General features: G+C 59.9%; 11 protein-coding genes and 1 pseudogene. 7 read left to right on the forward strand and 5 right to left on the reverse strand.

All coding sequences use genetic code 11. The features are described 5' to 3' along the window. Positions 1–2: 2 nt before the first annotated feature. The 4 genes and pseudogenes from HYZ49_20135 to HYZ49_20150 form a co-directional block, all read right to left on the reverse strand. Entirely contained in the window at positions 3–1883 is a 1881-nt protein-coding gene (locus HYZ49_20135; GenBank protein MBI3244596.1) for a VanW family protein, read from the reverse strand. Between the two features lie 9 nt (positions 1884–1892). Next, positions 1893–2238: pseudogene (locus HYZ49_20140) on the reverse strand (DUF5615 family PIN-like protein). 3 nt (positions 2239–2241) lie between these two features. After that, positions 2242–2556: a DUF433 domain-containing protein gene (locus tag HYZ49_20145; GenBank protein MBI3244597.1), complete on the reverse strand. Its 315-nt coding sequence runs from the start codon at positions 2554–2556 to the stop codon at positions 2242–2244. Between the two features lie 59 nt (positions 2557–2615). After that, positions 2616–3743: a DUF1669 domain-containing protein gene (locus tag HYZ49_20150; GenBank protein ID MBI3244598.1), complete on the reverse strand. Its 1128-nt coding sequence runs from the start codon at positions 3741–3743 to the stop codon at positions 2616–2618. Positions 3744–3883: 140 nt separating this feature from the next. Here HYZ49_20150 and HYZ49_20155 point away from each other — a divergent pair, with 140 nt between their 5' ends. The 5 genes from HYZ49_20155 (at position 3884) to HYZ49_20175 (ending at position 7968) form a co-directional block, all read left to right on the forward strand. Then, the gene (locus HYZ49_20155; protein MBI3244599.1) at positions 3884–4696 is read left to right on the forward strand and encodes a prolipoprotein diacylglyceryl transferase; all 813 of its coding nucleotides are present in this window, start codon (positions 3884–3886) and stop codon (positions 4694–4696) included. A 40-nt stretch (positions 4697–4736) separates the two neighbouring features. After that, positions 4737–5591: a hypothetical protein gene (locus HYZ49_20160; protein MBI3244600.1), complete on the forward strand. Its 855-nt coding sequence runs from the start codon at positions 4737–4739 to the stop codon at positions 5589–5591. A gap of 78 nt (positions 5592–5669) precedes the next feature. Then, positions 5670–6506, forward strand: a complete 837-nt coding sequence (locus tag HYZ49_20165; GenBank protein MBI3244601.1) for an NAD+ synthase — start codon at positions 5670–5672, stop codon at positions 6504–6506. A gap of 76 nt (positions 6507–6582) precedes the next feature. Beyond that, entirely contained in the window at positions 6583–6813 is a 231-nt protein-coding gene (locus tag HYZ49_20170; protein ID MBI3244602.1) for a DUF2277 domain-containing protein, read from the forward strand. Between the two features lie 9 nt (positions 6814–6822). Next, the gene (locus HYZ49_20175) at positions 6823–7968 is read left to right on the forward strand and encodes a BMP family ABC transporter substrate-binding protein (protein ID MBI3244603.1); all 1146 of its coding nucleotides are present in this window, start codon (positions 6823–6825) and stop codon (positions 7966–7968) included. A gap of 122 nt (positions 7969–8090) precedes the next feature. Here HYZ49_20175 and HYZ49_20180 read toward each other — a convergent pair whose 3' ends face one another. Continuing rightward, a complete protein-coding gene (locus tag HYZ49_20180) occupies positions 8091–8750 on the reverse strand; it encodes a response regulator transcription factor (GenBank protein MBI3244604.1) in 660 nt (219 codons plus the stop codon). A gap of 173 nt (positions 8751–8923) precedes the next feature. Between HYZ49_20180 and HYZ49_20185 the strand changes: the two genes are divergently transcribed. Both HYZ49_20185 and icd read left to right on the forward strand, forming a co-directional pair. Further along, positions 8924–10585, forward strand: coding sequence for a GAF domain-containing sensor histidine kinase (locus HYZ49_20185; GenBank protein ID MBI3244605.1), 1662 nt, complete (start codon positions 8924–8926; stop codon positions 10583–10585). 26 nt (positions 10586–10611) lie between these two features. Continuing rightward, complete coding sequence (gene icd, locus HYZ49_20190; GenBank protein ID MBI3244606.1) at positions 10612–12030, forward strand: NADP-dependent isocitrate dehydrogenase; 1419 nt, start codon at positions 10612–10614, stop codon at positions 12028–12030. The last annotated feature ends 43 nt before the right edge of the window (positions 12031–12073 follow it).

Below are 12073 nucleotides of genomic sequence, written 5' to 3' on the forward strand. Positions count from 1 at the left end.
AATTACGGCGTCGGGGTGGGGGTGGCCGTCGCTTCGGCGTTTGCCCCTTCGGGCAACGTGGTGCCGGGGCCGTATTGGTAAACAGCTTGCCAGGGCAGGTAGTGGGTGCGAATAGCGTCTTCCCACAACACTTGCCCGTCGCGCTCCACCTTGCGAATCACCACCGTATCCGCGCCGTCGGCCTTGAAGTCCACCTGCTTGATAGTGCCTGTTGCCAGTTCCGCGTTCTCTTCGTACTTGTCGTTCGGTGCCGGCACGACGTTCTTGACATCGGGCGTGCCCACCGTCACCTTGCGCCCATCGTCCGCCGAGTAAAACTTGAACTGCAAAACGCCGTTGTTGTAAACGTATGTTTCAATCAACAGCCAGGCCTGTCGGTCGTTGATAAATTTGAAATCGGCCACCGGCGAAAAGATCGTGGCGTCGAGGCCGGGGCCAAACCCTTTTTCGTAGTAGCCCACGCGATAAGCGTGCGAGTGGCGCTCGACGATGGGGTAGCCGCCGAAGAGGGCGGCCCGGAACGCCGTCGTGCTCACCTGGCAGATTCCGCCGCCCACGCCTTTGATCGTCCGCCCGGCGTAAATGATCAAGGCTTCCGAGAAACCGGTGTCGAGGCTGATGTCACCCAGAACCTCGTTGAACGAGAACGTGCCGCCCGGCGGCACCAGCACGCCGTGAAAGGCCGCCGAGCCGGTGCGAATGTTATTGATGCGCTCGGCGCTCGACCCGGCGAAGTAAGTGACCTGATCTGACACCAGGCCGGTGATGCCGAGGTCGGCGGCTTTGGTGTCCTTGCCGATTTGGGGCGCGACGATGTCGAACACGAGCGGGATGGTGTGGCCGCCGGTCACGGCCTGGGCGTTGATGTTCTGAATGGTGGCCGCCACGTTTAAGAGGCGGCCATCCACTGCCTCCTTGCCCGGAATAATTTCCAACTCGTGTTTCTCGTCGTTGAAAATGAAGCGGGCATCTTGAGGCTTGACCTCCAGCAACGGCGTGAGCGTCTCTAGGAACGGCGTGAGCTTGGTTGCCTCCAGCCCCACTTCGTAGCGCGCCCCGTTGGCGTCTTCAGTGCGATTGATGGTCAGCATCGAAGCCAACTCATTCTGATCGAACGTCCACGGGCCGGGGTCGCCGGGTCTTGGGTTTTCGACGACCAGCGTCATGGGCTGGCTGAGGATGGTTTGGGCAATCGCCGCTTGTTGGGAAGCATCGAGGACGCCGGGACGATATTCGACGATGACCAGCGGCACGTCGGCGCTGCCGAGGGCGCGAAGCGGGGTGATAATTTGATCCAGTGTCCCACCGACGTTGACGGTTCGACCGTAGGCGCCGGGTGTGACGACGACTTGTGTGCCATTCACCGTGAGCGCCGCTTCAACCGGCGGGGTGTCAATCTGGGAAGCGATACTGCTCAAATAGGCGGTTGCCCGGTTAGGATCGAACATCATCACTGGCGCAATGTCGGTTCCTTCGTACCACGCCCAAAACTGATCTTCGAGATCGAGCCGCAAGTTGCCGGAGCGGCCATAAGCAAAGGCCCGGTTCACCGTCTCTTCGACGGCGAAGGTTGCGCCGAGTTCTGCCGGGGTGGCTGTCCACGCTTTGTCGCCGTCGCGGAAAGTGAACGAGGGCGTTTGCGGGTAGGTGAACGCGCGCGAGAGCAGGTCGCTGGCCTCGGCCTGGCTGAGGCCGGAAAGATCAATGCCGCGCACCGACACGCCGGGATACAGGGTGTTGCCGTAGGCGATTTCCACCCCGCCCAGCCCGAGGCCGAGAATGGAAACGGCGATGACGGCCAGGGCGGCCAGCATCGCCAGCCAGCGGCTGAGGCTGTTGAGAGGTGATTCCTGGGAAGAATAGGAAGCAGAAATGGAGGCCATCGTTTGGCTTTACAACGGAAGAAAAACCACCTGATTGTCCAAGTCCTCGGGTTCGCTGGCTTTGGCGATGATCTCCAAATCATAGATGCACGTGCCAATCGAGACCCGAAGCTGATGCGCATAAATGACGCCGTTAAAGGGAACACTGCTCCTTTGCCGTTTGACTGCCTCGGCCAGAAGATCGTCGTCTCGTGTGAAAAGCGCGTGCCAGTTCGCTTGCGCGATCCAGCAGATCTGAATCGCTCATCTGGCTTGCGTCATCTTCATGGGCTGTTATCACATCCACCTCGCGCAGGCGCAGGCCGACGGTGATAGAGCGCGGCACGTGATGATCCATGTAGAGAGAGACAGCCAGCCATCAGATTAGCCTCTTGGCTTTCAATTTGGCTATTAAGGGCGATGGGCCGATTTCTTTCTGTGTGTTTTCTACAAGTGCCAGTCGCCGCTCGATGTCGCGATCAAGCTCTTCGGCGTGGTCCCAATAGTAAGCCAGGGCCGAGTGAATTTGGCCCATTGTCAAATCGGGATGGTTGAGTTGAATCTCTTCCGGACTCCAGCCATAGGCAATCTTGTCGAGCACAAGCTCGACAATCTTCATAGTTGTGCCGATGATAACCGGGACTTTATCTTCGTTGAGAGCAACATGCTCATAGCGAGTTTCAGTCATCAACATGGCTTGTTACCTCACTTTCCAGACTTGGAAAGTATATCATCTTGCCTCGCTCGGAATGCTCAATTCCCCCCGGCCTGCAACCACACCTTCGCAAACTCCTGCAAATAGGCCTGCGCAATTTCCGGGCTGTGGATGATGAGCACGTTCTCGTCGTTCTTGTCCTCGGCGGCTTTAGTGAAGTTATAGGAACCGGTGACGACAATCTGGTTGTCAATGACGAAGAATTTGTGGTGCATGGTGTACTGGTTGCCGTCGAGTAGAACTTGCACGCCGGCCCCTTTGAGCAAGTTGTATGACTCGTCCGAGCCGGCGCTCACCTGCCGCGTTTCGTATACGCCGCGCACGGCCAGGCCGGCGTTGGCTTTGGCGACGATGGCTTGCGAGAAGTCGTCGCGGGTGAAGGTGAAGGCGGCGAAGTAGATGCTCTGGCTGGCGCTGTTGAGCGCGTCGAGGATGTGCTGGGCCACGCCGTCTTCGGATGAGAAGTAGTTTTCGACCAGCACGCCGTCCACGGTGACTTGCGGGTAGGGCGTGTTGGCCGACGACTTCGGGCCGAATTCATGCCGCTCGAACATCTCGTCGAATTCGGTCTGGTAGTTGGCGACGATTTTTTGCGAGGTCAGGGCAAGCAAGTTGTTGTTGTTGCGGTAGGTGTCGTTCTCGGTGAAGTTCCACGAGCCGGCCCACACGGTTGTCCCGTCCACGATCACAAACTTGTCGTGCATGATCGGTTCGCGGTCGTCTTCCACCACCGGGATTCCAGAGTCAATAATTTCCTGCACCGCTTCTTCGCCCATGCTGTCAGTGTCGGTCACCAGCCGCACGATCAGGCCGCGATTGTGGGCGTCAATCAAGGCCTCTTTCATAGATGGCAGGTTGAACTCGTAGCTGACGGCATCCACTGTGCGTTTGGCCGAGTGGATGCTGGCGACGACGTAATCGTCAACGCTTTCTTCAGGCCGGTTGTTCTTGTCGTCTGGATTGCGCGGGTCGGTAAAGTAAAGTTGATACCAGCTGCCACTGGTCGGGGCGGATTCAACAGCCGGGGTTGGCGTGGCGGCTGAACCGAGCAGGCCGCCAAAGAGTTGTTGCGCGCCGTAAATTAGCCCAATGCAAAGCAAGACGCCGAGGCTGGCGGCAAGTGAGGTGGTCGTTCGACGGGATGAGGAGCGGCGACGTTTGGACATGGGGGGAGTTTAGCAGTGATCGCGTTCGGCGGCAATGGAAATGGGGCGGTGATTATTCACAAGTGCTCTTGGCCCGCGTCCTCGCGGACGGGGATTTGTCTCATTGTTCCCCTTCTCTTTCCTTTGGTATGATTACCTCAATGCTTCCCACCCTTTCCTTTGGCCCAATTGCGTTTTCCACCTATACCGTCCTCGTTGACCTCGGCCTCGTCGCCACGCTGGCCTGGCTGTGGTTTCGCGCCCTAGCGCATGGGCGCGAGTCGGGCCGCTGGCTTGATGCTGGGCTGTTTGCGGCGGCGGGCGCGCTCGTGGGCGGGCGGCTGGCCTTTGCTTTTGGCAACTGGGCTTATTTTCAGAATCATGTCGGCGAAATGTTTCGGCTGTGGGAAGGCGGCTACGCCTGGCCCGGCGCGGCGATTGGCGGGTTGATCGGCCTCTTTGTGTTTGGCTGGCTCCGTCGTGAACCGATCGCGCCGATCCTGGATGAACTGGCCCTGCCGGCCTTACTCCTTTCGGCGCTTGGCTGGCTGGGTTGCGCCGCCGCCGGTTGCGCCGCCGGTTTGGATGTGCCGCCCGGTGCTCTGCCCTTCGCCGTCAACTGGCCCGACCTGTACGGCGTCGTCCTGCCGCGCTGGCCGTCACAGATCATCGGCCTTGGCCTCAGCCTGCTTGCATTCGGCTACTTATTCTCTCAACGTTCTCGTTCGCGGCCACGCGGCTTTCGCTTTGCGCTTGCGATCACACTGATCGCCGTCGCCGGTTCTGCCGTCAGCTTCGTTCGCGGCGACGACATGCCCCTGGTCGGCAGTTGGCGATTGGATGCGGCGGCGAACGCCGTTATGATCGTGCTGGGCCTCGTCGGTCTCGTAGTTGCCTGGGCGCTCGAACCGGGCGCCGCCGCCAAACAAACCGAATCGAACCGCGAAGACGCGAAGGACGCTAAGACCTTATAAAAGCTTTGCGCTCTTTGCGCCTTCGCGGTGAATCTTTTCTATGACGACTCTCACTCTCGGTCTTGCCCAAATCAAAACCAAACTTGGCGACGTGCCAGCCAACCTTGAGAAGCACCTGGCTTACGCCGATCAGGCTGCCGCTCAGGGCGTGCAGGTGTTGTGCTTCCCCGAACTCTCGCTCACCGGCTACGTTCTGCAAGACCTCGTGCCCACCGTCGCTCACCGGCCCTCGCCCGACGATCCGATCTTCGCCGAACTGCTGACCGCCAGCCGTAAACTCGATCTCATGGTCGGCTTTGTGGACGAGGACGCCCGCCACCGTTTCTTCATCGCCGCCGCCTATCTCTCAAAAGGGCAAGTCGCCCACGTCCACCACAAAGTCTATTTGCCCACTTACGGCATGTTCGACGAAGGCCGCTTCTTTGCCTGGGGCGATGCCATCCGCGCCTTCGACACGCAGTGGGGCCGGGTGGGCATGTTGATCTGCGAAGACTTCTGGCACGCCAGCCCGCCGTATTTGTTGTGGCTCGACGGGGCCGACATTTTGCTCATGCAGTCGGCCAGCCCGGGGCGCGGCCTCGACAACGCCGACAAGCTGGACTCGGCCCGTTGGGTGGAACACGTCAACCAGGCTTATGCCAGCCTGTTCACCAATTTTATCGCGCACACCAACCGGGTCGGGTTTGAAGACGGCCTCAATTTTTGGGGCGGCGCCACTGTGTTCGATCCGGACGGCAATTTAGTCGTTCGCGGCCCGTACTTCGACGAAGCCCTGACCGTCACCACCATTGACCTGAATCAACTGCACCGCACCCGCGCCCGCCTGCCGATCCTGCGCGACGAACGCACCGGGCTGGTCGCTCGTGAATTGAGTCGTATTGTGGGCAAAGAGTAATTTCACCGCAAAGACGCAAAGGACGCAAAGAATTTAAAAGATTTCTTCGCGCTCTTCGCGCCTTCGCGGTTCCAATTTATGAATGACATTTCGGAACGACTGCGTATCAACACTGATCTGGCTCGCAAGATTCTAGTTTCATTCATCCGCGAGGAGGTGACGCGCACCGGACTCTCGCGGGCGGTGATCGGCTTGTCGGGCGGCATTGATTCGGCGCTGTCGTGCGCGCTGGCCGTTGAGGCGCTGGGGGCCGGGAACGTGCTGGCCGTGCGCATGCCTTACAAAACCTCCTCGCCCGAAAGCCTGGCCGACGCCGACCTGCTCATCAACAAGTTCAACCTTCACAACAACCTTGTGGTCGAGATCACCTCGATGGTTGACCCGCTCTTCGAGCATGTGCCGGACGCCGACAGCAAGCGGCGCGGCAACGCCATGGCCCGCGCCCGGATGATCGTCCTCTACGATCAGTCGTCGGCTTTCAACGGGCTGGTGATCGGAACCGGCAACAAGACCGAAATCCTGCTCGGCTACACCACCATCTTCGGCGACGCGGCCTCGGCCCTCAACCCGCTGGGCGACCTCTACAAGACGCAGGTGCGCCAACTGGCAACCGCCGTCGGCGTGCCAGCGCCCATCATTGACAAGCCGCCCACCGCCGACCTGTGGATGGGCCAGACCGACGAGGGCGAACTCGGCTTCACCTACGAGCGCGTGGATCAACTGCTCTACCTGTTGGTGGATCAGCGCTACCGCCGTGACGAAGCCATCGCCGCCGGTTTCGAGCCGGAGTTCGTGGACAGAGTCCTAACCACCATCCGCCGCAACCAGTTCAAGCGCATGCCGCCCCTCATTGCCAAGCTTAGCAACCGGACGGTGGGATACGACTTTTTGTATTTGAGGGATTGGGGGAGTTGAGGGGAAGGATGAATTAGGAACGCTTCGCGTGAAGGACGAAGTAATACAACAGAGCGATATATAAAGGTAGCCCACAATGTGCCGAAGCATCAAAAAACTCCGCAACCCCGACGAACCGCCCACCGACGATGAAGTGCGCGCCGCCGCTCTGCAATTCGTCCGCAAAGTGAGCGGCTACCGTGCTCCCTCACGGGCCAACGAAGAAGCCTTCAATCACGCTGTTGACGTTGTTGCCGAAGCAACGCGCCGGTTGTTGGCCGATCTGAAAACCCCCGGTCAAGAGAAGCCGCCAACTGATTTCGGTTAAAATAGCTCCATGTCTAAATTCACTTCACTACCGCTCAAGGCGGCATTTTTATTTCTGCTCATAATTGCGTTCAGCGCGTGCGCCTTCGGATCCATTGATGGCAATGGCCCGAATGCAACTCCGGCCGGGGCGACGAGCGAGCCGCCCCCATCAGAGGCGGCCCCCACCCAGAGTCCAACGGTGGAGCCGCCACCCACCGCCCCGCCTGTTTCTACCGTCACCGTTGGCTTTGTCGCCCGCGCCGCCAACGCGCCCGCCGGTTCAATCCCGGCCCTGAGCTTGAACGGCATGCAACTTGTTGCCTCCACGAACTCGGCCCTCTTTCAGTTGGACCTCATCGAGATTGAGGCGCTGGACTCGGCAGACCCGGAAGCGGCGATCGCCATGGCCGTCGGTCACGGCGATACGATCATTGTGGTCGCGGGAGCTGACCTGGCTGAAGTCACGCGCAACGCGGCGCAAGCGCATCCAGAAGCCACATTTGTCGGCGTGGATCAACCCGGCGACGAAACGCTGGCCAACTACTACACGTTGGGCGGGCCGGGGAGCCGGCTCGATCAGGAAGGATTTGTGGCCGGGGCGCTGGCCGGATACGTCACACAGGAGCGCATTGTGGGCCTGGTAGTTGTCGCCAACACGCTCGAAGGCAAGCTTTACACGAACGGCTTTACTCACGGTTTGCGTTACGCTTGCGGCGATTGCAAATTGTGGACGATTGAACTGGAGAACACGACCGACCTTGAAACCGGGGCGGGCACAGCGGCGCGGCTCAAAGAAGTTAAAGCGGATGTGATATTCGCCGCCGCCGGCGAGGCAGGCAACGCCGGGCTGGAAGCCGCCGCCGCGCAGGGGACGTGGGTGATCGGCCTCGGGCAGGATGAGGCGGCCACACTCACCGTTGGCGCTGACAAGGTGTTGAACAGCGTCCTTCGCCGCCCCGATTTGTTGTTGCCGTCGGTGATCATGAATCTGCTGGCCGGCACGCCGCCGGCTAAATCCATTCCATTTGATCTGGCCAATGGCCTCTCTCTGGCTTCCAACTTTGGCCCGAATGTCAGCCCGGCAGTTGCCGGATTGATGGATGAACTGCTGCCGCAGTTGGCCTCCGGCTTTTTGGATACGGGCGTTGACCCGGCGACGGGCGAGGTGCGATAGAGCAATCATGACAATTGTCATGTGAAAAAGTGAAAAAGCACACGCCAGCAGTCTGCTGGCGTGTGTTAGTTTAAGCGGCAGTCCAATTTCCCAAAGTCTGGGGAGGCTTTGGGCGTTTGGTTTCAGGACTCGAGCGTGTCTTTGAGGTTGTGTTTAATGGCGTAGGCGGCGGCTTCGGCGCGGTTGGCAACGGACAGTTTGGAAAGAATGCTCGACACGTAGTTGCGCACCGTGCCTTCACCCAGGTGCAGGCTGTGGGCGATCTCGCGGTTGGTCTTGCCGTCGGCCACCAGGGCCAGCACCCGGCGTTCCTGTTCGGTAAGCTTGGCAAACGCTTCGGATTCAAATTGGCGGGCGGCCCGGCGCACTTCGGCAAAGACGCGCTCGGTGATGGCCGGGTCGAGAAGCGAGTCGCCCCGGCCCACCGTTTCAATCGCCCGGATCAAATCCTGGCCGCCGGCCTGTTTTAGCACATAGCCCGCCGCGCCGGCGCGAATGGCGGCGAAGAGCATTTCGTCTTCGGCGTAGCTGGTGAGCATGATGATTTTAGTTCCGGGCAGGTCGGCGGAGATTTCGCGGCAGGCGTCAATGCCGCTCGCGCCCGGCAGGCGGATGTCCAAAACGACGACATCCGGTTTGTAGGCGTTGGCTTTGGTCACGGCTTCACTGGCGCTGGCGGCCTCGGCCACCACTTCCATGTCGGGGTGGCGGTCAATCAGGGCGCGCAGGCCGAGCCGCACCACTTCATGATCATCTACTAACATAATGCGTTGGCGTTTCATGAGACAAAGTATAACCGCAAGCGGCGAAATCGGGCAACCGATTCCTCCAGAGAGACCCAGTTACCTGGGTTTACGAGAACTAGTCTTGATATTGTCGGAATGGCCGTTCGTCGTTACAATCGGGGCTTGTGACCCAGCCTCTCAAGTTGCAATCCCGGCAGGAGCTTGAGCAGATGAACGCTCAACTGCTCGCTCTGCGCGACTCGGTACTGGCAATTTCGACAGACTTGTCTCTGCCGGAAGTGCTTCAGCGGATTGTGAACGCCGCCGCCCTGCTGGCCGACGCTCAGTACGCGGCCCTCGGTGTCCCCGACGAAACCGGGCGGGCGCTGGCCGAGTTTATCACTGTTGGGCTGTCGCCCGAAGAGCGCGAGCGCATTAGCCACTGGCCGCGCGGGCTGGGGTTGTTGGGCATCATTTTGCGCGAGGGCCGATCAGTGCGCGTCCGCGACATTGCCGCCGACCCCCGTTCAGTCGGTTTCCCACCCGGTCACCCGGTGATGGGCAGTTTCCTGGGCGTCCCCATCCTCTACAAAGGCCAGTGCCTCGGCAACCTTTACCTGACCAACAAGAAAAGCGCCGACGAATTCAGCGAGGCCGATCAGGCGCTGATCGAATTGCTGGCCGCTCACGCCGCCAGCGCGATTCAAAACGCCCGTCTCTATCACTCCATAATGAAGCACAGCCGGGAACTAGAGGAGCGCAACCGCGAACTGGCCGCTCTCAACGCCGTGGCCGTAGCCACCAGCCATTATCTTGATCTCAATCGAGTCATGATCGAGGCGCTGGATCAGGTGTTGTCGGTTTCGGGCGCGGAGGCGGGCGAGATTTTCCTGCGCCACGAATTGACGGACGAGATGGTCATGGCCCTGCACCGGGGCATATTTCCGGAAGCGTTTCAATCCATCACCACCTTCAGACTGGGCGAGGGCTTTCCGGGCCAGGTGGCTTTGACGGGCCAGCCGATAGTATCGAATGACCTGGCGAACGATGGCCGCTATTTGCGGAAGCAGGTGGTGAGCGCCGGTTTCAAAGCCTACGCCTGCATTCCTTTGTTTGCCAGAGGCAAGGTGGTGGGGAGCCTCGATCTGGCGGCTCGCGCTCCGGGCGCTTTCGACGAATCGAGCCTGACTTTGTTGACGGCCATCGGCCACCAGATCGGCGTGGCCGTTGAAAATGCGCGGCTGTATGAGCAGGTGGCTCAATTGGCCGTGCTCGAAGAACGCCAGCGCATTGGCATGGATTTGCACGATGGAGTCATTCAGTCCATTTACGCCGTCGGCCTCCAGTTGGAGTATATTCAGGGCCTGATTGACGACGGCGAAGCGGCCAACGCCCGCGAACGGCTGGGCGGGGCTATTGACGGCCTGAACAATACCATTCGCGAGATACGCTCTTACATTCTCGATATGCGCCCGCTTAACTTTCAGGGCGACGACCTCAACGACGGCTTGCGGCGGCTGGCCGCCGAGTTCAAGGCCAACACGCTGGTAATCACCGATCTGGAACTGGCCCCGGAAGCCAACGACGAGTTAAATTCGGAAGCGCGCATCGCCCTCTTTCAGATCACTCAAGAGGCGCTGGCCAACGTGGCCAAACACGCCCACGCCAACCGGGTTTTGCTTCGGCTTGCGACAAACTCCGAGCGAGTCCTGTTGGAAATTCAAGACAACGGCCAGGGCCTGCCGCCTCGCGGCACGCCGAGGCGGGTGGGGCACGGCCTCTCGAACATGGCCCGGCGGGCGCAGGCCATTGGCGCCGAGTTTGAAACGAACAGCCTGCCCAGCAAAGGAATGGCGATCCTGGTGCGCGTGCCCAAACATCGCCAACCATAAACAAAACATACTTCACGGAGAATTTAATGACTTACCAATATATCAAAGTCCCGGAAACGGGCGACAAGATCAGCATTGCCGGTGGCGCGCAGGGCATTAGTGTGCCCGATCGGCCCATCATCCCTTTTATCGAGGGCGACGGCACGGGGCGCGACATCTGGCGGGCCTCGGTGCGCGTGCTCGACGCGGCGGTGGCTAAAGCCTACGGCGGCCAGCGGCAGATTCAGTGGATGGAGGTGTACGCCGGAGAAAAATGCTTCAACCTGTTCAGCACCTGGTTGCTGGATGAAACCGTGGACGCCTTCCGCGAATACCTGGTGGGGATCAAGGGGCCGCTCACCACGCCCATCGGCGGCGGCATCCGGAGTCTCAATGTGGCCCTGCGGAAACTGCTCGACTTGTATGCTTGTGTCCGCCCGGTGCGCTGGTTCACCGGTGTGCCGTCGCCGGTGAAACGGCCTCAGGACGTGGACATGGTGATCTTCCGTGAGAACACGGAAGACATTTACACCGGCATCGATCTCGAAAACGGCTCCGACGACAACAACCGCTTCAAGCAGTTGCTCAAGGAACACTTTCCGAAAGAGTATGCCAAGATGCGGTTCCCCGACACGGCGGGCATCGGCGTGAAACCCGTTTCGCAGGAAGGCACCGAGCGGCTGGTGCGAGCCGCGATCCAGTACGCGCTGGCGAACAAACGCAAGAGCATAACCCTGGCTCACAAGGGCAACATTATGAAGTACACCGAGGGCGCATTCCGCAATTGGGGCTACGCCCTGGCCGAGCGCGAATTCGGCGACAAGGTGTACACGTGGGAGCGGTGGGAGCGGACGAAAAAGGACAAGGGCGAAGAGGCGGCCAATGCTGAGCAAAAGGCGGCCCTGGCTTCGGGCAAGTTGTTGATCAAAGACGTGATCGCCGATATCGTCTTCCAGCAAACGATCACTCGCGCCACCGAGTTCGATATGATCGCCACCATGAATTTGAACGGCGACTATCTCTCCGATGCCCTCGCCGCGCAGGTGGGCGGCATTGGCATCGCCCCCGGCGGCAACATCAACTACGACACCGGCCACGCCGTGTTCGAGGCCACGCACGGAACCGCGCCCAAATATGCCGACCTCGACAAGGTGAACCCCGGCTCGGTCATCCTCTCCGGCGAGATGATGTTGCGTTACCTGGGCTGGACGGAAGCCGCCGACCTGATCGTCAAAGGCATGGACGGCGCGATTGGGGCCAAGACCGTGACCTACGATTTTGCCCGCCTGATGGACGGCGCGAAGGAAGTGAAGTGTAGCGAGTTCGGCGACGCGGTGATTGCCTGGATGGATGGGAAGAAAAGGGAAATGGCGCGAAAGACAGGAAAGAAGACTGCTAAAAAGAAGGCGGTTGTAAAGAAGAAAACGGTTGCCAGAAAAAAGGCGGCTAAAAAAACCAGACGGTAAGAGTGTGGCGGGTCGAGGTTGAAAACTTCGGCCCGTTTTTTTG

This window comes from Chloroflexota bacterium (assembly GCA_016197225.1).
Classification (GTDB): Bacteria; Chloroflexota; Anaerolineae; order Anaerolineales; family VGOW01; genus VGOW01.